Genomic DNA, 23,896 nt, shown 5'->3' with positions numbered 1-23,896 from the left:
GACGGCTGCGGCGCCGGACTCAGCGAGCCTCCAGCTCCTTGTCCAGCAACGCGAACAGTTCGTCCGCGCTGGCGCCGGCCACGTCCTCGTCCCGCTGTAGTCCGGCGACCAGCGCCTTCAGCCGTTCCGCCACCGGTGCGGCCTCGGCGGGATCGAGGCCCCGCAGGACGTCCTCCAGCGCGGCCAGCTGCGCCTCGACGGGCGAAGGTCCCTCCGCCACGAGGTGGTCGGCCAGCACCTGCACCGACGGATAGTCGAAGATCACCGTGGCCGGCAAGCGCATTCCGGTCACCGCGTCCAGCCGGTTGCGCAGCTCGATCGCGGTCAGCGAGTCGAAGCCCAGCTCGATGAAGCCCTTGCGTGGATCGATCGCGTCGGTGCGCTCGTGCCCGAGCACCACCGCCGCGGTCCCCCGCACGAGCTCCACCACGGCACGAGCCCGTTCCGCTGCCGGAAGCGCGGTGACCCGGGACCAGGAGTCGTCACTGGCCTCGACCCGCCGCCTGCCGTTCCGCACCAGCCCCCGCAGCATCGCCGGCACCGAATGCGCGTCCGCGCGCAGCCCGGACATGTCCAGCCGTACCGGGACCAGCGAAGGCTGCGTCGTCCCGAAGGTCGCGTCGAACAGCTCCAGACCGTCGGCGAAGGACAGTCCGAACACACCCGAACGCGCCATCCGGATCAGGTCGGTGTCCGCGAGTTCCCCGGACATCCCGCCCTCGGACCACAGTCCCCATGCCAGCGAAACGGCCGGCGCTCCGGCGGCGGCACGGTGGTGCGCCAGCGCGTCGAGGAACACGTTCGCCGCCGAGTAGTTCGCCTGCCCGGCCGCACCCAGCGTGCCCCCGGCCGAGGAGTACAGCACGAACGCCGCGAGATCCATCGACGCGGTCAGCTCGTGCAGATGCCAGGCAGCGTCCACCTTCGGCCGCAACACCGCGTCCATCCGTTCCGGCGTCAGCGACAGCAGCACGCCGTCGTCGACGACACCGGCGGTGTGGATCACCGCGGTCAACGGGTGCTCGGCCGGGATGTCGCCCAGCAGGCGGGCGACGTTGTCCCGCTCGGCCAGATCGCACGCCTTCAGCGAGACCTGCGCACCCAGCTCTTCCAACGACGCCACGAACTCCGCCGCTCCGCGCGCGTCCGGGCCGCGACGACTCGTCACGAGCAGCTGCCGGACACCGTGCGCGGTCACCAGATGCCGGGCGATCAGCTGCCCCAGCACGCCGGTGCCCCCGGTGACGAGCACCGTCCCGTCCGGGTCCAGCGCGACCGGGGAGGGTTCCGGCGTGTACTTCGCGAGCCGGTGCACGAGTACCGCGCCGTCCCGCACGGCCACCCCGGGCTCGTCCGAGTACATCGCCCCGAGCACCGTGCCCAGTGGCAGCGGCCCGCCGTCGAGGTCCACCACCATGAACCGTTCCGGATACTCCAGCTGAGCCGTCCGGATCACACCCCAGAGCGCGGCATGGGTCAGGTCTTCGGCGCCTTCTTCCGGACCGGTGGCGATTGCACCCGAGGCGACGACGACCAGCCGGGACGCAGCCAGTGCGTCCTCGCCGACCCAGGCTTGCGCCAACGCGAGCAGCCCGTGCGCGGCCTCCCGCGCGTCCTGCGGCGTGGCGGTTTCCGGCGCGACGTAAGGCACGTACACGACGTCGGGCACGGCCGCCCCATGATGGATGGCGGTGACCAACGCGTCGAAGTCCACATGCGACTCCCCGCCGAGGCCGAACTCATCGGCACCCAGCACGGCGGACGTCACTCCGGTGACATCCTTGCCCTGCCACGGGACCCACTCCACCCGGAACAGCGAATCGTCCACTGCGGACCGTCCGGAAGCCGCGAACGCGTCGTCCGCGATCGGCCGCAACGCCAGTGCATCGACGCTGAGTACCGGCGCTCCGGACGGATCGGTGGCGGTGAGCGAAACAGTGTTCTCCACCGCGGACGAGAGCAGCACCCGCAGGCTCGACGCACCACCGGCGTGCAGGGAAACCCCGGCCCAGGTGAACGGCAGCACCGGCTTGTCCTCGGTCGGCCCGGCCAGTCCGATGGTGTGCAAGGCCGAGTCGAGCAACGCGGGATGGAGCCCGAACGCACCGGCGTCGGCGTGTTCCGGCAACGCCACCTCGGCGGCCAGCACGTCGCCGGCCTGCCAGGCGCGTCGTAGCCCGGCGAACACCGGACCGTAGTCGAATCCCTGTGCGGCAAGCTCGTCGTACCGCGTGGTCACGTCGATCTCGGTCGCCCCGGTGGGCGGCCACTGCGCGGGCGCCGGAGCAGCCACCGGCGGCGCGGACAACCGGCCACTGCCGTGCTGCACCCACTCGTCGCTGTCCTCGGCCTGGGAGTAGATGCCCAAAGACCGGCTGCCGTCGTCCTGTTCGGCTCCGACAGTGACCTGCAACCGCACCGATCCTTTCTCCGGAAGGATCAGCGGGGCGGCCAGGGTGAGTTCATCCACCCGCCCGCATCCGACCTCGTCACCCGCCCGCACGGCCAGCTCGACGAAGGCGGTGCCCGGGAACAACGCCGATCCCTGCACCACGTGGTCGGCCAGCCACGGCTGCGCAGTCAAAGACAGCCGTCCGGTCAGCACCGCACCGCTGGCGTCCGCGGCGACGACGACGGCGCCCAGCAACGGATGCTCCGCCTCCCGCTGTCCCACCTCGGCAACGCCGCGGGCTCGGGCGCCGGTCGGGTTGTCCAGCCAGTAACGCTTGCGCTGGAAGGCATGAGTCGGCAATTCGGCCACGTGCGCGCCGTCGTAGAACGCTGGGTAGTCCACCGCGGCACCGAGCGTGAACAACGTCGCCACTGCCGTGGCCGCCGACTCACCTTCCGGACGGTCCTTGCGGAGCACGGGAACGAACGTCGCACGGTCGTCTCCGGAAAGGCAGCTCTGCCCCATCGCCGTCAGCACCGCACTCGGGCCGACCTCCACAAAGGTTCGCACTCCGTCGTCCAGCAAAGTCCGGACACCGTCGGAGAACCGTACTGCGGCGCGAACCTGACGCACCCAGTAGTCCGGTGTGGACAGGTCGGCCGCCGAGTCCACAGCGGACACGATCGGCATGGACGGCGCGGAGTAGGTCAGCTTACGAGCCACCGTCGCGAATTCTTCGAGCATCGGCTTCATCAACGGCGAGTGGAACGCGTGCGAGACACGCAGTCGCGAGGTGCGGGTGAACTTCTCCGCCACCGCAAGCACTTCGTCCTCGGCACCGGAGAGCACCACCGAATCCGGGCCGTTGATCGCCGCGATCGAGATTCCGTCGGTGAGCAGCGGGCGGACCTCGTCCTCGCGGGCCTGGACCGCCACCATCGCACCACCGGCCGGGAGCGCCTGCATCAACCGGGCCCGCGCGGCGACCAGCGTGCAGGCGTCGGCCAGCGAAAGCACCCTGGCGACGTGAGCAGCGGCGATCTCGCCGACCGAATGCCCCAGCAGCCGCGAAGGACGCACACCCCAGGACTCCAGCAGACGGAACACCGCCACCTCGACCGCGAACAGCGCGGGCTGTGTGTACCCGGTCTGGTCCAGCAGTTCCGGGTCGGCGAGCAGCGTGCGCAGCGGCACGTCCAGGTGCTGGTCGAGTTCGGCGGCCACCTCGTCGAGCGCCGCACCGAACGCGGGGAACGCGACCGCCAGTTCGAGCCCCATCCCCGCCCGTTGCGCGCCCTGGCCGGTGAAGAGAAACGCCGTCTTGCCGGGCTCGGCGACGCCCTCGACGGTCCCGGCCGGGTTCCGGCCGGCGGCGTACTCGGTCAGCGTCCGCACCGCGGACTCCCGGTCGGCCGCCACCACGCCGGTCCGATGCTCGCCGAGCGTCCGCGTGGTGGCAAGCGAAAGCCCCAGGTCAGCCGCCGAAGCGGGCGACGAGGGCACGAACTTCGCAAGCCGTGCCGCCTGTGCCCGCACGGCTTCCGGCGACGACGCCGACAGCAACCAGGTCACCGGGCCCGCCTCCGGGGAGGCCGCGGGCACCGGGTCGCCCTGCTCCAGGATCACGTGCGCGTTGGTTCCGCTGATCCCGAACGACGAGATCCCGGCCCGCCGCGGACGTCCGGCATCCGGCCACGGCTGTTCCTCCCGCAGCAGCGAGACGGTGCCGTCCGCCCAGTCGACGTGCGGCGACGGCTCGTCCGCGTGCAGCGTTCGCGGCAGCACACCGCGCCGCAACGCCTCCACCATCTTGATCACCCCGCCGACCCCGGCCGCGGCCTGGGTGTGCCCGACGTTCGACTTGAACGAACCGACGTACAGCGGCCGCTCCGGCGTGGTCACCTTGCCGTAGGTGGCGATCAACGCCTGGGCTTCGATCGGGTCGCCCAGTTTCGTACCCGTGCCGTGCGCTTCCACAGCGTCCACATCGGACAGTTGCAGTTCGGCGTCGGCCAGTGCCGCGCGGATCACCCGCTGCTGCGCGGGACCGTTCGGCACGGTGATGCCACTTGACGCGCCGTCCGAGTTCACCGCGCTGCCCCGCAGCACTGCGAGCACCTGGTGCCCGTTGCGGCGAGCGTCGGAAAGCTTCTCCAGCACCAGCATTCCCGCGCCTTCCGAACAGCCGACGCCGTCCGCGCCACTGCCGAACGCCTTGCAGCGCCCGTCCGAGGAAAGCCCGTGCTGCTCGCTGAAGTACACGAACATGTCCGGCGTGACCATCACGGTCACCCCGCCGGCGAGCGCCAGCGAACACTCACCGCGGCGCAGCGCCTGCGCCGCGAGGTGCATCGCGACGAGCGAGGACGAGCACGCCGTGTCCACCGACACCGACGGACCTTCGAGCCCGAGTGTGTAGGAAACCCGGCCGGAGATCAGGCTGCCGTCGCTGCTGCCCGCGCCGTAGTCGTGGTACATCACCCCGGCGAACACGCCGGTGTCGCTGCCGCGGAGTGTCGACGGCACGATCCCGGCGCGTTCCACCGCTTCCCACGAGGTCTCCAGCAGCAACCGCTGCTGGGGATCCAGCGTGATGGCCTCCCGTGGCGAGATGCCGAAGAACTCCGGCTCGAATTCGGCGGCGTCGTAGAGGAAGCCGCCTTCGTTCGAGTAGGAGGTGCCCGGCCGGGCGCCGGTGGGGTCGAAGACCGCGCCGACGTCCCAGCCCCGGTCGCCCGGGAACTCGCCGATCGCGTCGCCCCCACCGGCCACCAGTTCCCACAGCTGCCCGGGAGTGCTGACCCCGCCGGGGTAGCGGCAGCCCATGCCGATCACGGCGATCGGCTCGTGCTGCCGCGCGGCCAGGCGCCGGTTGTCCGCCTTGAGCCGTTCGTTGTCCGTCATGGACTGGCGCAGCGCGGCGACGATCTGCTCGGTCGATGGCGCTGTCGAAGGCTCGGTCGATGGCCCTGTCGAAGGCGTTTCGGTCACTGGGACTCACCCCGTTCGTCGGTGCCGGTGCCGCCCATCGCCGAGCGGACCAGATCGGCCAGGTCCATCGCCGCGACCGAGGCGGCGGTCTCGTCGGTGCCGTTGACTGTGCCGCCCTCAGTGCCGCCGTCGGTGCCGTTGGCGGCACCCGCCTGCTCCTCCGGCGCGGGTTCCGGCGCCAGCTCGGCCAGCAGGTGCCGGGCCAGCGGGAGCGGGCTCGGATAGTCGAAGATCACCGTGGCGGGCAGCCGCAGGCCGGTCGCGGCGCCGAGCCGGTTGCGCAGTTCGAGCGCGGCGAGCGAATCGATGCCGAGGTCGGTGAAGCCCTTCTCGGCGCCCACCGCGGAGCCGTCGTCGTACCCGAGTACCGCGGCCGCGTGTTCGCACACCAGCTCCAGCGCCGCTGTGTCGCGCTCGTCCGCCGCGAGCGTGGCGAGCTTGTCCGCGAACCCGGCCTCGGGTGCGGCCGGTACCGCGACGGCCGCGGTCCGGCGTGGTGCCGTGGCGACCAGCCCCCGCAGCAACGGGGACAGGCGGTCCGCCGCCTTGAGGTCGGCCAGCCGCACCGGGACCAGCGCCGGCGATTCGGCCGCCAGTGCGGCGTCGAACAGCTCCAGGCCTTCGGCCACGGGCAGTTCCGCGACTCCGGACCGGGCGATGTGCGCCAGGTCCACCTCGCCGTCGGTGCCCTCCCACGGGCCCCACGCCAGCGACGTCGCCGGCAGGCCACGGGCCACGCGGTATTCCGCCAGCGCGTCGAGGAACACGTTGGCCGCCGCGTAGTTCGCCTGCCCGGCGGCGAGCAGCAGACCACCCGCCGACGAGTAGAGGACGAACGCCGCGAGGTCCCGTTCCGCGGTCAGCTCGTGCAGGTGCCAGGCCGCGTCGACCTTCGGCCGCAGGACGGTTTCGACCTGCTCCGCAGTGAGGGCGTCGACGACCGCGCTGTCCATCTGACCCGCCGCGTGCACCACAGCGGTCAGCCGCGGCAGCGTGTCGAGCAGCTGCGCCAGCTCAGCACGGTCGGCCACGTCGCAGGCGGCGACGGTCACCTTCGCACCCCGTGCAGCCAGCTCTTCGACCAGCTCCCTGGCACCTGGCGCGTCGAGGCCCTTCCGGCTCGTGAGGACCAGGTCACGGGCACCCCGGGAGACCAGGTGCCGCGCCAGCAGCCCGCCGAGCAGGCCGGCGCCCCCGGTGATCAGCACCGTGCCGTCCGGGTCCCAGTCCGGCGTTTCGCCGACCTCGGTGACGCGGGACAGCCGCGGCAGGCGGACCTCGCCGCGACGGACGATCGCCTCCGGCTCCCCGGAAGCCACCACCGCGGGCAGGGCACGTGCCGAGTCGGCCGCGTCGTCGAGGTCGACCACCTGGATCCGGTCCGGGTGCTCCGCCTGCGCGGCACGCACCAGGCCCCAGACCGGCGCCTGCGCCAGATCCGGCTCCCCGGCCGCCACCGCGTCGCGCGTCACCACCACCAGCTTGCCGTCCGCCGTGGACAGCCAGTTCTGCAGTCGGGACAAGGTCTTCTGCACGGTCTCGTGCACCCGGGCAGGTACCTCACCTTCGGCAGAACCGACCGGAAGGACCAGCACCGCGGCCGGGACGACCTCGTCGTGCACCGGAACGCCGAGGCCAAGGTCGTCCTCGCCGAGCACCGCCCAGCCGTCCAGCGAGGGTGCCAGCCGCACGCCCGAAGCCGGCTGCCAGTCGATGCGGTACAGCGACTCCGGCGCCTTCGCGCCGAGCTGTCCCTCCGAAACCGGCCGCGTGACCAGCGATTCGATCCAGGCGACCGGGGTGCCCGCCGCGTCGGCGAGGGCGAGTTCCGATCCGCTGCCGGTCTTGCGCACCCGCACCCGCAGTGCGGCCGCCCCGCCGGCGTGCAGCGAGACGCCGTTCCAGGCGAACGGGATCGTCGTCTCGGTCAGCGCCTTCGGACCCCCCGGAACCAGGAAGTCGGTCGCGCCCAGTGCCGAGTCGAGCAGCCCCGGGTGCAGGCCGAATTCGCTCGCGGCGGCGCCCTCGGGCAGCGCGACCTCCGCGAAGACCTCGTCCTCGCGCAGCCAGACCGCCCGCAGGTTGCGGAACGTCGGGCCGTAGCCGAAGCCGAGCCCGGCCAGGTCGTCGTACAGCCCGGCCAGGTCGACCGCTTCGGCACCGGCCGGCGGCCACTCCGTCAAGGCGAAGTCCGGCTGCCGCGGCTCGCCGGCCAGCGTGCCCGCGGCGTGCTGGACCCACCCGGATTCGCCGCGGCTGTGCACCGACAGCTCCCGGCGCCCGCTCGCGTCCGGCGCGCCGATCAGTACCCGCAGCTCGACACCGTCCTCGGGCAGCAGCAGCGGGGCCTGCTGGGTCAGCTCCTCCAGCACACCGCAGCCGACCTGGTCACCGGCGTGCACCGCCAGTTCGACATACGCGGTGCCGGGCAGCATGGTGCGGCCCATGACCACGTGGTCGGCCAGCCATGGCTGCGTCGTGGCCGACAGTCTGCCGGTCAGCACGGCCCCGCCGTCCGGCAGCTCCACCAGCGCGCCCAGCAACGGGTGTGCGGCCGCCTGAGCACCGAGCGAGCTGACGTCGCCACCGCGCTTCGTGGCTTCGAGCCAGTAGGACTTGTTCTGGAAGGCGTAGGTCGGCAGATCCACTGTGGACGCGCCCTGCCCGGAGAACAGTGCTCGCCAGTCCAGCTTCGCGCCTCGTGAGTACACAGTGGTCAGCGCGGTGAACACAGTGGACACCTCGGCCCTGCCACGCCGCATCGCCGGCACCTGCACGATCCGGTCCGGCCGGTCGGCCGCCGCGGTGTCGCATTCGCGGGCCATGCCGGTCAGCACCGCGTCCGGGCCCAGCTCGACGAACCGCGTCACCCCCGCCGCGAGCAGTGATCCGACGCCGTCGGCGAACCGCACTGCCTCCCGCACGTGACCCACCCAGTACTCGGGCGAGCACAGCTCTTCGGTGGTCGCGACGCGTCCGGTCACGTTGGACACGACCGGAACCGCAGGCGGCGAGTAGGTTAGTTTCCCTGCCACGGAAGCGAATTCGGCCAGCATCGGCTCCATCAGCGAGGAGTGGAACGCGTGCGAGACGACCAGCTGCTTCGTCCGGCGACCCGCCTCCGAGAAGCCGGCCATCGCTGCCTGGACCGCGGCCTCCGGACCGGAGATGACCACCGAACGTGGGCCGTTGACCGCCGCGATGTCCACGTCGGGCGGCAGCGCGGCACGCACTTCCTCCTCAGTGGCAGCGACCGCGGCCATCGCACCGCCGGCAGGCAGCGCCTGCATGAGACGGCCGCGAGCCACGACCAGTGCGCAGGCGTCGGCAAGCGGGAAGACTCCGGCGACGTGCGCGGCGGCCAGCTCACCGATCGAGTGCCCGGCGACGTAGTCCGGAGCGAGGCCCCACGACTCCACGAGCCGGTACAGCGAAACCTCGACCGCGAACAGGGCACACTGCGTGTAGGCGGTCTGGTTCAGCAGCCGGCCCTCGGCCGAGCCCTTCTCCGCCCAGATCACCTGCTTCAACGACACCTCGAGCTCGGCGTCGAACAGCCCGCAGATCTCGTCGAAAGCACCGGCGAAGGCCGGGAACGCGTCGTACAGCTCACGCCCCATACCCGGCTGTTGCGCACCCTGACCGGTGAACAGGAAGGCGGTCAGGTCCGCCGCGCTCGTCGTCCCGGTCACGGTGCCTGCCGGCGTGCGGCCCTCGGCCAGTCCGTCGAGTGCCTTCAACGCCGCTTCGCGGTCGGACGCCAGCACCACCGCCCGGTGGTCGAGCGCGGCTCGTCCGGTGGCCAGCGAGTAACCGACGTCGGTCAGCCGCACCTGCGGACGTGCTCGCAGGTGTGCCGCCAGCCGGGCGGCCTGGTCCGCCAGCGCCTGGGCCACCGAACCCGCCAGCGGCAGCGGAACCACCGGCAGTTCCGGCGCGGTCCGCCGGTTGTCCTCGGCCGGGGCGGGCGGTGCCTCCTCGATGATGATGTGCGCGTTCGTGCCGCTGATGCCGAACGACGAGACGCCCGCCCGGCGCGGATGGCCGTTCGGCAGCCATGGCCGGGCTTCGGTCAGCAGCTCGATGTCGCCGGTGGTCCAGTCCACGACCGGGGACGGCGCGTCCACGTGCATCGTCTTGGGCAGCAGGTTGTGCCGCAGCGACTGCACGACCTTCATCACGCCGGCCGCGCCGCCGGAGGCCTGCGCGTGTCCGATGTTCGACTTCACCGAACCCAGGTACAGCGGGCGGTCCCGGTCCTGCCCGTAAGTCGCCAGCAGCGCCTGGGCCTCGATCGGGTCACCGAGCTTGGTGCCCGAGCCGTGCGCTTCGATCGCGTCCACATCGGACGGGCGGAGACCACCGGCGGCCAGCGCCGCGTGGATGACCCGCTCCTGCGACGGGCCGTTCGGGGCGGTGAGACCGTTGGACGCACCGTCCTGGTTCACCGCGCTCGAGCGGACCACCGCGAGGACCTCGTGCCCGTTGCGGTGCGCGTCGGAAAGCCGTTCCAGCAGCAGCAGGCCCGCGCCCTCGGCCCAGCCGACGCCGTCGGAGGCCGCGGAGAAGGACTTCGACCGGCCGTTCGGCGAGAGCACGCCCTGCCGGCTCGAGTCCACGAACAGGTCCGACTGCGACAGCACGGTCACCCCGCCTGCCAGCGCGAGCCCGCACTCCCCGGCACGCAGCGCCTGCACCGCGAGATGCAGGGTGACCAGCGAGGACGAACATGCGGTGTCCACCGTCATGCACGGCCCCTCCAGGCCGAGCAGGTAGGAGATGCGGCCGGAGACCACCGCGCCCGAGCTGCCGTTCGGGATGTAGGCGGCGACGTCGAGGGGCGCACCGGGTGCCCGGCTGCCGTAGTCGTCGTACATCGCGCCGGTGAAGACGCCGGTCAGGCTGCCCCTGAGCTCGCTCGGGTCGATCCCGGCCCGCTCGATGGCCTCCCACGCGGCCTCCAGCAGCAACCGCTGCTGCGGGTCCATCGCCATCGCCTCACGCGGGCCGATGCCGAAGAACGCCGGGTCGAACTCGGCGGCGTCGTGCAGGAAGCCACCCTCGTTGGCGTAGGTCTTGCCGCGTTTGCCGCGCTCCGGGTCGTAGATGCCCTCGATGTCCCAGCCGCGGTTGGTCGGGAACCCGCTGACCGCGTCGACCTCGTCGACCAGCAGCTGCCACAGGTCCTCCGGCGACCGCACCCCGCCGGGATAGCGGCAGGCCATGCCGACGATCGCGATCGGCTCCTGCATCGAGGCGTTCGTCCTTGCCGTGGCGGCCGGGCCCTTCGCCACCGCGCCGAGCAGCTTGCCCTTGACGAAGTCGGCAACGGCTTTGGCCGTCGGATGGTCGAAGATGAGCGTCGCGGGCAGGGAAAGCCCGGTGGCCGTGCCGAGCAGATTGCGCAGCTCGACGGCGGCCAGCGAATCGAAACCCAGCTCCTTGAACGCCCGTGTGCCGTCCACTTCGGACTTGTCGGCGTAGCCGAGCACAGTGGCGACCTGAGTGCGCACGAGGTCGAGCAGCGTACGGTCACGCTCGCTCTCGACCAGCGCGGCCAGCTCGGCAGCCAGTGCGTTGTCGGCGGCCTTGGCTGCCTTGGCCACGCGCCGCGCCTTCGGCGGCACGAAGCCACGAAGCAGCGCCGGAAGTTCGTCGGTACGTCCGCGAAGCGCGGCGACGTCGACCCGCAGCGGCGCGATCACCGCGTCCTCTGCGGACACCGCCTGGTCGAACAACGCGAGGCCCTGCTCCGCGGTCACCGCGGGCAGGCCGAGGCGCGCCATCCTGGCGAGATCGGCTTCGGCGAGATCGCCGCCGAGTCCGGTGTTCTCCGCCCACAGGCCCCAGGCCAGCGCAGTCGCCGGAAGCCCGGCAGCACGACGATGCTCGGCGAGCCCGTCGAGGAACGCGTTGGCCGCCGCGTAGTTCGCCTGGCCCGCCGGCAACACCTGGCCACCGGCCGAGGAGAACAGGACAAAGGCGGAAAGGTCGCGACCTTCGGTCAGCTCATGCAGGTACCAGGCCGCGTCGACCTTGGGCCGCAGCACCGTGTCCACCTGCTCAGCGGTGAGCGAATCGAAGACACCGCTGTCCGCGGCACCGGCCGCGTGCACCACGGCAGTGAGGTCCGGCACCGTGGCGAGCAGCCGTTCGACCGCCGCCCGGTCGGCCACATCGCAGGCCGCGATCGTGACCTCGGCACCGAGGTCGGCCAGCTCTTCGGCGAGCTGCTCGGCACCGGGTGCGGTGAGCCCACGGCGACTGGTGAGGACCAGCTGCCGGACGCCGTGCTCCGCCACCAGGTACCGCGCGAGCAAGCTGCCGAGTCCGCCGGTGCCACCGGTGATCAGAACGGAGCCGGAGCCCCAGGGCGCGGCACCCGCCGGCTCCGTGCGCACGTACCGCGGCACGAGCACCGAACCCGTCCGGATCGCCGATTCCGGCTCACCCGAGGAAACCACCGCGGCGATCGTCTCCACCGAGGCGCCGGAATCGGCGTCCACCAGGAAGATCCGACCGGGGTGTTCGGCCTGCGCAGCGCGGGCCAAGCCCCACAACGCTCCCTGTCGGACGTCCACAGTGGATCCAGCAGGGGCCGCGGTGTCCGTGACGACCGCGAGCTTGGTGCCCGCGAACCGCCCTTCGGCCAGCCAGGCCTGGATCTGCGCCAGCAGCCACGCGGTTCCGGCGCGAACTGCTTCCGGAACCGAGCCGTCCTGCTCCGGCACGGACAGCGTGACGATCCCGGGCACGGGCTCACCCCGGTCCACCGCACCGATCAGGTCCGGGAAACCCGAGTAGGTGGCCGCCACGCCGACCCGGCCGCGGCCGACAGCGACGACCTCGTCCGTCTCCGCGGCGGCGACCGCCACCGGCTGCCAGCCGATCTTCCACAGCGAACCGGCAGCCGCGTCGGCGGGCCGGGCGGACAGTTCCGCCCGCACGGGCCGGGAGACCAGCGACTCGATGGAAGCCACCGGACGGCCTTCGCCGTCGGCGACTTCGATGGCGGACAGTTCGTCGCCGTCCAGCCGCACGATCCGCACCCGCAGCGCCGAAGCACCGACCGCGTGCAGGGTCACGCCGTTCCACACGAACGGCAGCAACGTCGAACCGTCCGGATCGCCCAGCAGATCGGCGTGCATCGCGGTGTCCAGCAGCGCGGGGTGCAGACCGTAGGAGCCCGCGGTGGACGCGGCCGGCTCCGGGAGCGCGACCTCGGCGAAGACCTCGTTGCCCCGCCGCCAGGCCGCCCTGAGCCCCTGGAAAGCCGGGCCGTAGCCGTAACCACGCTCGCTCAGGCGTTCGTAGGCCCCCTCGACCGGGATCGAGGTCGCCCCGGGCGGCGGCCATTCGGTCAACCCCGCCGGCTCCGGACGAGCGGCCGCGGAGAGCGTACCCGTCGCGTGCTGCGTCCACTCACCGTCAGCCGGGGCGTCGGTCGCCCGCGAGTACACCGTGACCGGACGGCGGTCGCCCGTCGCCGGGCCGACCACCACCTGCAGCGCGACCGCGCCGTCCGGCGGCAGCACGAGCGGCGCCTGCAGCGTCAGCTCCTCCACCACCGGATGGCCCACCTGGTCACCGGCCGCGACCGCCAGCTCGACGAATCCGGTGCCGGGCACGAGGATCGCTCCCTTGACCACGTGATCGGCAACCCACGGCACCGATCCGGCCGACAGTCGTCCGGTCAGGACGGTGGTGTCCGAACCGGACAGTGCCACCACGGCACCCAGCATCGGATGCGCCAAGGGCTGCTGCCCGACCGCGGTCACGTCGCCGGAAGGCGTCGCATCGAGCCAGTAGTGCTTGTGCTGAAAGGCATATGTCGGCAGGTCGAGCCGCACCGGACCGTCGCCGAGCAACGGGCCGAGCTTCGCCGCGCCACGCACGTGCAGCCGGCCGACCGCGGCGAGCGCCGTACGCACCTCGTCGTGGTCCCGACGTCCGAACGGGACGAACTCGACGTCCTCGGCAGCGCTCTGCGGGCCGAGTACGGAAAGCACGCTGTCCGGGCCGATCTCCAGGAACGTCCGCACTCCGCTTTCCGCGAGCACGGTCACCGCGGCGCCGAAGAGGACCGCCTCGCGGACGTGGGCGACCCAGTACTCCGGTGAGCGCAGTTCGTCGTCGGTGGCCGGCCGACCGGTCACTGTGGACACGATCGGGATCTTCGGCGCCGAATAGGTGAGCTCCGCCGCGATCTCCCGGAACTCGTCCAGCATCGGCTCCATCAGCGGCGAGTGGAACGCGTGGCTCACCCGCAGCCGCCGGGTCCGCAGTCCGTCGGCGTTCTGCTCGATGCGCGTGACCACGTCGGCGTCACCGGAGACGACGACGGTCGCCGGACCGTTCACCGCGGCGATGCTCACGTCGCTTTCGTGACCACGTAGCAGGTCACGCACCGCGTCTTCCGGTGCGGAGATCGCCACCATTGCGCCGCGGCGCTGCGAAAGTGCCCCCATCAACCGGCCACGCGCGGCGACCAGCTTCGCTGCGTCCTCGAGGGACAGCACACCCGCGACGTGGGCCGCGGCCAGTTCACCGATCGAGTGCCCCGCCAGCGCGTCCGGCGTGATACTCCAGGACTCGGCGAGCCGGAAGAGCGCGACTTCCACGGCGAACAGGCCGGTCTGCGTGTACTGCGTCTGGTCCAGCAGACCGCGGTCGGCCAGCTCGGTGGTTCCGAAGACGACGTCGCGCAACGGCACGTCGAGCAGCGGGTCGAGCGCCGCGCACACCGCGTCGAACGCGGTGGCGAAGGCCGGGTAAGCCTCGTACAGCGCGCGGCCCATGCCGACCCGCTGAGCACCCTGCCCGGAGAACAGGAACGCGAGCTTGCCGGCCGTGACCTGGCCGGCGGCCGGTTCCCCGGCGGCCAGTGCGTCGAGACCGGTGGCCAGCTCAGCCGTCGTCCCGGCCACGACGAACGCGCGGTGTTCCAGCGCGGCCCGCGTTTCGGCGAGCGACCGGGCGATCTCGGCGACCGGCACGTCCTCGTGACCGGCCAGCCAGGTACGCAGGCGGGCGGCCTGGCCCTTGACCGCGGCGGCAGACCGGCCGGACAGCGCGACCGGGACCACCGTCCGGGTCTCGGCGACCTGTTCGACAGTGGTTTCCGGCGCCTGCTCGAGGATGACGTGCGCGTTCGTGCCGCTGATGCCGAACGAGGACACCGCGGCCCGGCGCGGCCGCCCGGCGGACCACTCGCGAGCTTCGGTGAGCAGCCGGACCGAACCGGCGTCCCAGTCCACCACGGTGGACGGACGGTCGACGTGCAGCGTGCGCGGCAGCTGTTCGTGCCGCATCGCCATGACCATCTTGATGATCCCCGCGACGCCCGCCGCGGCCTGGGTGTGGCCGAGGTTGGACTTGATCGAACCCAGCCAGAGCGGGCTGTCCTGTTCGCGTCCCTGGCCGTAGGTGGCCAGCAGCGCCTGCGCCTCGATCGGGTCGCCGAGCGTGGTCCCGGTGCCGTGGCCCTCGACAACGTCCACTTCGGACGACGTGAGGCCGGCGTCCGCCAGCGCCTTGGCGATGACGCGTTGCTGCGAAGGTCCGTTCGGAGCAGTGAGACCGTTGGACGCGCCGTCGTGGTTCACCGCGGAACCGCGGAGCACGGCGAGCACCGGATGTCCGTTGCGCTGTGCGTCGGACAGCCGCTCGACCAGCAGCATGCCGACGCCCTCACCCCAGCCGGTGCCGTCGGCCGCCTCCGCGAACGCCTTGCACCTGCCGTCCGCCGAAAGCCCGCGCTGGCGGCTGAAGTCGACAAAGGTGTCCGGAGTGGACATGACAGTGACGCCGCCGGCCAGCGCAAGTGTGCACTCGCCGCGCCGCAGCGCCTGGACCGCCCAGTGCAGCGCGACCAGCGACGACGAGCAGGCGGTGTCCACGGTGACCGTCGGCCCTTCCAGACCGAGGGCATAGGAAACGCGGCCGGACACGACGCTGGCGAGGCTGCCGTTGCCGAGATACCCGGCGATGTCGTCCGGGACAGCGCCGAGCCGGGTGCCCCAGTCGTGGTACATCACGCCGGCGAACACACCGGTGGCGCTGCCGCGCAGCGAGACCGGGTCGATTCCGGCCCGCTCGAAGGCCTCCCACGAGGTCTCCAGCAGCAGCCGCTGCTGTGGGTCCATGGCCGCGGCCTCGCGCGGGCTGATCTCGAAGAAGTCCGCGTCGAACTGGGCCGCGTCGTGCAGGAACGAACCATGTCTGACGTAGGAGCGTCCGGGTTTGCCGGGCTCCGGGTCATAGAGCGCGTCGACGTTCCAGCCGCGGTCGGCCGGGAAGGGGGACAGTGCCTCCTCGCCCTCGGCGACGAGCCGCCACAGGTCCTCCGGCGTCTCGATCCCGCCCGGGTAGCGGCAGGCGACGCCGACGATCGCGATCGGCTCCTCCGGGTCGACCGTGGTGACCGGCGCGACCGGCCGCGCCGGCGCCAGCCCGGTCAGCCGCGACGCCAGGTACTCGGCCAGCGCACGCGGCGTCGGGTAGTCGAACACCAGCGTGGCGGGCAGTCGCATGCCGGTGACCGAGTCCAGGATGTTGCGCAGCTCGACCGCGGCCAGCGAGTCGAAGCCGATCTCGCCGAACGGGCGGGCCGGGCTGATCGCCTCGGCACCGTCGTGGCCGAGCACCGCGGCGACGTGCGTGCGCACCAGGTCCAGCAGCGCACGGTCCCGGTCCGCCTCGGCCAGATGCGCGAAGCGGCCGGCGAACTGCTGCTCCGGCGTCAGCTCCCCGGACGGCACCGCTGCCGCGACGCGGCGACGGCCGGCGGGCACCAGCCCCCGTAGCACCGCCGGAACGTCCTCACCACGTGCCCGGAGTGCGGCGCGGTCGACGCGGGTCGGAACCACCGCGGCCGCGTCGGTACCGAGCGCCGCGTCGAGCGCGGCCAGGCTTTCCGACACGGTCAGCGGTGCCAAGCCCAGCCGGGCGATCCGGTTTCGGTCCACTTCGGACAGGGTCGCGCCCATGCCGAGCGCTCCGCCCGCGTCCGGCGCCCACAGGCCCCACGCCAGCGAGGTCGCCGGGAGCCCTTCCGCACGGCGGTGTTCGGCCAGCGCGTCGAGGAAGGTGTTGCCCGCCGCGTAGTTCGCCTGCCCCGCACCGTCGGCGAGCCCCGCCGAGGAGGAGAACAGCACGAACGCCGAAAGATCGAGGTCCGCGGTGAGCTCGTGAAGTGCCCAGGCCGCGTCCAGCTTCGGCGCCAGCACCGCATCGAGCCGCTCGGCGGTGAGGGAACCGATCAGCGCGTTGTCGAGCACGCCGGCGGTGTGCACCACCGCGGCCAGCGGCTGATCCGCAGGCACCTTCTTCAGCGCGGCCGAAAGCGACCGCTTCTTGCTCACATCGCAGGCAACGGCGCGTGCGGTGGCACCCAGCTCGGCAAGTTCCTCGACCAGCTCACGCGCGCCCGGAGCGTTCTCGCCACGGCGGCTGAGGAGCAGCAGACTGCGCACACTGTGCTCGGTCACAAGGTGGCGGGCGACCTCAGCGCCCAGGCCACCGGTGCCGCCGGTGATCAGGACCGTGCCCTCGGCCGGCCAGGCCGGCGCGCCGGCATCGGCAGCCAGCCGAACCAGCCGGCCGGCAAGCACTGCGTCGTCTTCGATGCGCAGCTCCGGCTCCCCGGAACTGAGCGCCGTAGCCAGGGTCGCCTCGGTGACCGAGCCTTCGACCAGAACGATCCGGCCGGGATTCTCCGCCTGCGCCGAACGCACCAGCCCGCGCACAGCCGCGTCGCACAGCGACCCGTCCGTCAGCACGACCAGCCGAGACGAACCGAAGCGATCACCTCCCAGCCACTGCCCTACCACGCTGTGCACACGATGCACAGTCTGCTTCGCGACCGTCGCCACCTTGCCTCGTGAGCGCTGAGGCCGGTGAGAAGCGGCTTCAGCACTCACAAGAGGCAGGAGCACGACGTCGGGGGCCTCGACAAGGGAGGCGAGTGAGTCCACGACCGGCACGTCGAAACCCGGCACGGGGGCCAGCGCGGCGAGCGAAGGCAGCTCTCCCCCGGCCGGGACCGGCGTCCATTCCACTGTGTACAGCAGATCACGTGCCTGCGTGCCCAGGTCGGCTTCACGGACCGGCCGCGACCGGAACGACTCGACGGACAGCACGGGCGCACCCGCCGGGTCCACGACGTCGATCGAGACCCCGCCGGTGGCCGGGGAGGCGATCCGGACCCGCACCTCGGTCGCGCCGGTCGCGTGCAGCCGCACGCCGGTCCAGGCAAACGGCAGCCGGATCTCGTCCGGCTCGCGCACCTCGCCCGGCGCGAAGTCCGTCGCGTGCAGGACCGCGTCGAGCAGCGCCGGGTGCACGCCGAACGCAGCGTCCCGGCCGCCGGCCGGCAGCGCGACGTCCGCGTACACGACGTCGTCGAGCTTCCACGCCGTGCGCAGTCCCTGGAACAACGGGCCGTAGCCATAGCCCTGCCCGGCCAGTTCGCGGTACAGCTCGGCGGTCGCCACGACCTCCGCACCGGCGGGCGGCCACTCGGCACTCGCGGCCTCCACCACCGGCCCGGCGGCGAGCACCCCGACCGCGTGCCGGGTCCAGGCGGCGTCGGCGTCCTGGTCGGAGCGGGAGTGGAACTCGATGGTGCGACGACCCTCGACGTCCGGGCCGACGAGAGCCTGCAACGCGACGCCACCGGTCTCCGGAAGCGTCAACGGCGCCTGCAGCGTCAGCTCGTCCAGCACGCCGAACCCGACCTGCGCCGCGGCGTGCAGCGCCATCTCGACGAACGCGGTCCCGGGCAGCACCGGCGACCCCGCGATCGCATGGTCGGCGAGCCACGGGTGGGTACGCAGGGCGACCCGTCCGGTGAGCACCAGGCCGTCGTCGCCGGCCAGACCGATCTCGGCGGCCAGCAGCGGATGGCCCGAGGCGAGCTGACCGAGACCGCTCGCGTCACCTTGCCCGGACGCAGCGGTCAGCCAGTAGTGCTTACGCTGGAAGGCATAAGTCGGCAGATCGACCGCACGGGCCGGTCCGAAGAACGCGGCCCAGTCGACGGCCGTACCACGGGTGTGCAGGCGGCCGAGCGCGACGGCGAGCGTGCCGGTCTCGGAGTGGTCCCGGCGCAGCGCGGCGGCGAACGCGATGGTCTCGGCATACGGTCCGGTCGCGGCCATCGCCGACAGCACGGCGTCCGGACCGACCTCGATCGCCGTGGTCACCCCCGCTTCGGCCAGCGTCGCGACTCCGTCCGCGAAGCGCACCGCACGGCGGACGTGCCACAGCCAGTATCCCGGTGAGCACAGCTCTTCCGCCGTCGCGACCCGTCCGGTCACATTGGACACCACCGGAATGGTCGGCGCGGCGTACTCGACGACCTCCAGGATCTCCCGGAACTCGGCCAGCATCGGCTCCATCAGCGGCGAGTGGAAGGCGTGGGATACCCGTAGCTCGCTGATCTTGCGGCCCTGCATCCGGAACACCGACACGACGGCGTCCACCGCGTCGCGCTCGCCGGACACCACGACCGACGAAGGCCCGTTCACCGCGGCGATGCTCACCTGCTCGTTCAGCAGCGGATGCACCTCGTCCTCGGTGGCCGCGACGGCCACCATCGCCCCGCGCTCGGGCAGCGCCTGCATCAGCCGGCCGCGTGCAGCGACGACCAGGCAGGCGTCGGCCAGCGACCACACCCCGGCGATGTGCGCGGCGGCGAGCTCGCCGATCGAGTGGCCGAGCAGCATCGCCGGCCGCACCCCCCACGACTCGAGCAGCCGGGCCAGTGCGACCTCGACCGCGAACAGCGCGGCCTGCGCGTACTGCGTTCCGTTCAGCTCCTCGGCGTCCTCGCCGAACAGCACGTCGCGCAGCGGGCGGTCCATCTGCACGTCGAGGTGGTCCACGGCCTCGTCGAAGACGTCGGCGAACACCGGGTGCGCCAGGTACAGCTCCCGTCCCATGGCGAGCCGCTGCGAACCCTGGCCGGTGAAGAGCATGGCCAGCTTGCCAGGAACCCGTTCCCCGAGCACGACGTCCGGATCCGCCGCCCCTTCGGCGAGCGCACGCAGCCCACGCACGGCGTCCGCGGTGTTCTCCGCGACGACCACCGCGCGCTGATCGTGGTCAGCCCGAGTGAGCGCAAGCGAGTACCCGACGTCGGTCAGCCGTTCCCGCTCCACAGTGGACACCAGAGCATCGGCCTGCGCGCGGAGCGCTTCTTCACTGCGCGCAGACACGACGAGCGGCACGATCGGCAGTTCGTCGCCCTCGGCCTGCTCCGTTTCGACGGCGGGCGCCTGCTCGATGATGACGTGTGCGTTCGTGCCGCTCACGCCGAACGACGAAACACCGGCCCGGCGCGGCCGGTCGGTCAGCGGCCACTCGCGCGCGGCGGTCAGCAGTTCGACCGCGCCCGCGGTCCAGTCGACGTGCGGCGTCGGCTCGTCCACGTGCAGGGTCCTTGGCAGCACGCCGCGGCGCATCGCTTCGACCATCTTGATCACACCGGCCACCCCGGCCGCGGCCTGGGTGTGCCCGATGTTCGACTTGACCGACCCCAGCTGCAACGGTGTGTCCCGGTCCTGGCCATAGGTGGCCAGCAGGGCTTGGGCTTCGATCGGGTCACCGAGCCGGGTGCCGGTGCCGTGCGCCTCGACAGCGTCCACTTCGGACGGCGACACGCCGGCGTCCGCGAGCGCACGGTTGATGACCCGCTGCTGTGACGGCCCGTTCGGTGCGGTCAAGCCGTTCGAGGCACCGTCGGAGTTGATCGCGGAACCACGGACGACGGCGAGCACCGTGTGTCCGTTCGCGACCGCGTCGGAAAGCCTTTCCAGCACCAGAACGCCGACCCCCTCGGCGAACCCGGTGCCGTCCGCGGCACCCGCGAACGCCTTGCACTTGCCGTCCTCGGCGAGGCCACGCTGCCGGCTGAACGCGGTGAACGTTCCCGGCGCGCCCATCACCGCCACGCCACCGGCAAGCGCCAGCTGGGTCTCCCCGCGGCGCAGCGCCTGGACCGCAAGGTGCAGAGCGACCAGCGAACCGGAGCAAGCAGTGTCCACAGTGAGCGTCGGCCCCTCCAGGCCGAGCGCGTAAGCGACCCGCCCGGAAACCACGCTGGGCGCGTTCCCGGTGAGCAGGTACCCGTCGAGACCGTCCGGAGCCTCGTGCAGCCGCGGTCCGTACTCCTGCGCCTCAGCACCGATGTACACCCCGGCGGGCGTGCCGCGAAGCGTGCCCGGATCGATCTTCGCGCGCTCCAGCGCTTCCCACGCGGTCTCGAGCACGAGTCGCTGCTGCGGGTCCATCGCGGACGCTTCCCGCGGCGCGATGCCGAAGAACCCGGCGTCGAACTCGCCGGCGCCGGGCAGGAAACCCCCCGCGGTCACGTAACTGCTGCCCGGCCGGTCCGGATCGGGGTCGTACAGGCCCTCCAGATCCCAGCCGCGATCGGTGGGAAATCCGGAGATGGTGTGCACCTCGTCCGCGACCAGCTGCCACAGCGATTCCGGCGAAATCGCGCCGCCCGGATAGCGGCAGCCGATGCCGACGATCGCCACCGGCTCGTCCGCCACCGCACCCCGCACCGCCACGCCGTCCGCCGGCTGGGCGCCGAACACCTCGGCGTGCAGGAACCGGGCGACCGCGGCCGGTGTCGGATGGTCGAAAGCGAGAGTCACCGGCAGGTCGAGACCGGTCGCCTCGGTGAGCTGCGCGTGCAGCTCCACTGCGGCCAGCGAGTCGAAACCGTGGTCGGAGAACGCCTTCTCCGGATCCAGCACCGCGGGCACCTCGGGCAGCACCGCGCGCAACGCGGCACGGGTGCCCTCGTGCACCACGTCGGCGAGGTAGCCGCCGCGGTCTCCCGGCGGCACCGCGCGCAACCGCTCCGCGAAGCCGGATTCACGATTCTTCTCACTCTCACGCATTGCGCACTCCACCGCGGTAGCAAGGCAGCATTCATGGTCGTCAGGGAAAACCTAAGCCGGACATCCCCGGCGCGGATCCCCAGAAAAGCCCGCTAGGGGCCGGATCGTGCGGCCGGGATCACCAAGCGATACGCAGCAGCGACGGGCCGCGCACGATCACGCCGAACTCCCACTTCACACCCTCACGCCCGTCCGCGAGCCGCAGGTCCGGGAAGCGCGCGAGAATCGCCTTCAGCGCTTCCTGCAATTCGAGACGGGCCAGCTGCGCACCGATGCAGTGATGCGGGCCGTGCCCGAAAGCGACGTGCGGGTTCGGGCTCCGGGTCAGGTCGATGACGTCCGGATTCGCGAACACCTCGGGGTCCCGGTTGGCCGCGTGCAACGCCGGCAGCACCGGATCGCCCGCGCGCACCACGACGTCGCCGAACCGCACATCCTCGCGCGCGTAGCGGGCGAACATCGCAGCGGTGTTGATCGGCACGTACCGCAGCAGCTCCTCGATCGCCGTCGGCATCAGGTCCGGATCGGCTCGCAGCTGAGCCAGCAGTTCGGGCTGCGTCAGCAAGGTGAACAGGAAACTCGGCAGCGCTGTCGACACCGTCTCGACGCCCCCGGTGAGCAGTCCCGCGCCGGCAATGGAGATCAGCTCGTTCTCGGTCAGCTTGTCCCCGGCGTCCCGTGCGTACACGAGCGCGCCCAGCAGGTCGTCGGTCGGCTCCTCACGGCGTTGCGCGACCAGCCCGGCCACGTACTCGTCCAGCTGATCGCCGTAGACGTCGAGCACGTCACCCTTCGCCGTGGCGTCGCTGACCAGCGCCTGCGTCCACTCACGGAAGATCTTGTGGTCCTCCTGCGGCACGCCGAGCAGATCGCAGATCACGGTCACCGGCAGCGGACGCGCCAGCTGTTCGACCACGTCCGCCGCGTCGCCGCTCGCGACCATGCCGTCGAGCAGCTCGTTCACCAGGTTCCGCACGCTGTCGCGCATGGCCTCCAGCCGGCGCGCGGTGAACGCCTTCGACACCAGCCGGCGCAGCCGCGCATGGTCCGGCGGGTCCATGCCCATGATGCCGTCACCCATCTGCTGGCGGCGCATCCGCGGCTGGTCGAGGCCCTGCGCCAGCTCCCGGCTGAACCGCTGGTCGGTCATCACCAGCTTGACGTCGGTGTACTTCGTCGCCAGCCAGGCCTGCTCCCCGAAGGGCATCTGCACCCGGCTCATCGGCTCCTCGCGCTGCAGCCGGTGGTAGGTTTCGGAAACGGAGATCTCGTGCATGTCGAACGGATAGGCCCGCACGGTCCGGCGCGTGCTCATCGTGAATCCCCTCCAATCGCGGTCATCGGATGGTCCAATGCCCGGGTGTCATGGGTGTGCTGCACGTACGACAGCGCCGACATGAGCGTCGACGAGGTGATCCGGCCACCCGGCGCGTGCTCCGCCACCCCGCGCAACGGCAGCGAGCCGAGTTCGGACCAGCCGAGCCGGCCCTCGGCGTCGAGCCGGCTGCGCGCCTGTCCGGCGTTGTCCGGGTGCAGGCAGTACGGCACGTCCAGCAGTCCGCGCTTGAAAGCCACCACGATCGCGCGGCCGAGGTCGGCATGACTGTTCAGGACCGCGTCGACCAACGCACAGGCCTCCCGGTAGACCTGGTTGTCCGACTCGACAGTGGCCAGTCGGCCGGTTGCCGACGCGCCGGCGTGTTCGAGCGCCGACACGTTCTCCGGGACGGTCGGGATCCGGTGCGCCTCCGCCGCGGTCTTCACGATCAGCCGCTCCGACCCGGTGCTCACAGCCAGCCGGGCGGCGTTGCCGAGCAACGACATCGCACCCTCGGGCGTGCGCGGGTACATGCCCATGTAGGCGTAGATGACCACGTGCCAAGTCGCCTCGGGCAGCAACTCCGCGCACAACCGGCGTAACGCGGCCACGGCTTCCTGGTCCTGTCCCAGGTTGGTCTGCTGGGCATAGCTCACCGAGATGCTGCGCAACCCCTTGCGGTAGAAGAACAACGCCTCGAGCACACTGATCGCGACCAGCTCACTCGGCGGGCACAGCTGGCCCAGCATGCAGCCGCCGAACGTCTCCAGATGCGGACGCCCACCGGCTTCCACCAGCAGTTCGCAGCAGTGCTCCCAATTGCGGACGGCCTCGTCGAGTGGCGTGCGGCTGTAGGGAAGGCAGTACGACACCGGCCCGCCCTCGGTGGCGTGCAGGCCGGCGGCGATCATCGCGCGGAAGATGTCGGCAGGCCGTGCCGAACCGTGCCGGACCTGCACCGGGAAATCCGGCCCTTCGATGCCGTCGAGCATCCGCCGGGTGACCGCGGGCGGGTGGTTCACGATCGGGTAACCGTTGAGGGGAATGCCGTTGCGCAGTGCGTGATCCACGGAATCGGTGTCACAAACGCGGGTGTAGCTGTCGAGCGTGATGGTTCCGACGGTCGTGGCGTCGGCTCGCTTGGTCGCGGCGAGACCGTCCCGCATCACACCCGGGTCGGCGAAGCCCATGCGCGGCTGCACGACCAACCGGCCGGCCGCGTGCTGCCGCGCCACGAACGCCTCGAAGTTCACGCCGCCTCCCCGTGCGGGATCACAGCGG

Annotated in this window: 4 protein-coding genes; all 4 read right to left on the bottom strand. The window is 71.7% G+C overall.

Annotation, left to right across the window (positions count from 1 at the left end; all coding sequences use genetic code 11):
- Positions 1-19 precede the first annotated feature (19 nt).
- The 4 genes from BJY18_RS32100 to BJY18_RS32085 all read right to left on the bottom strand — a co-directional run bounded on the left by BJY18_RS32100 (position 20) and on the right by BJY18_RS32085 (position 23,868).
- Positions 20-5,383 (bottom strand): type I polyketide synthase, encoded by a 5,364-nt coding sequence (locus BJY18_RS32100; RefSeq protein ID WP_312874029.1) that lies wholly within the window; start codon positions 5,381-5,383, stop codon positions 20-22.
- Positions 5,380-21,297, bottom strand: coding sequence for a type I polyketide synthase (locus BJY18_RS32095; RefSeq protein WP_184783616.1), 15,918 nt, complete (start codon positions 21,295-21,297; stop codon positions 5,380-5,382). Before BJY18_RS32095 ends, BJY18_RS32100 begins: the two co-directional genes overlap by 4 nt.
- A gap of 118 nt (positions 21,298-21,415) precedes the next feature.
- Positions 21,416-22,612, bottom strand: coding sequence for a cytochrome P450 (locus tag BJY18_RS32090; protein ID WP_184783615.1), 1,197 nt, complete (start codon positions 22,610-22,612; stop codon positions 21,416-21,418).
- On the bottom strand, positions 22,609-23,868 hold the full coding sequence (locus tag BJY18_RS32085) for a methylaspartate mutase (protein ID WP_184783614.1): 1,260 nt from the start codon (positions 23,866-23,868) through the stop codon (positions 22,609-22,611). Before BJY18_RS32085 ends, BJY18_RS32090 begins: the two co-directional genes overlap by 4 nt.
- Between the last annotated feature and the right edge of the window lie 28 nt (positions 23,869-23,896).

Origin of the sequence: Amycolatopsis jiangsuensis (assembly GCF_014204865.1) — a bacterium.
GTDB classification, from domain to species: Bacteria; Actinomycetota; Actinomycetes; order Mycobacteriales; family Pseudonocardiaceae; genus Amycolatopsis; species Amycolatopsis jiangsuensis.
The sequence above is the reverse complement of the archived record's forward strand: the minus strand, read 5'-3'. Positions and strand labels throughout refer to the sequence as shown.

Coding starts and splice junctions, on each gene's coding strand:
- BJY18_RS32090 (WP_184783615.1), bottom strand. CDS start 22,612: ATGAGCACGCGCCGGACCGTGCGGGCCTATCCGTTCGACATGCACGAG.
- BJY18_RS32095 (WP_184783616.1), bottom strand. CDS start 21,297: ATGCGTGAGAGTGAGAAGAATCGTGAATCCGGCTTCGCGGAGCGGTTG.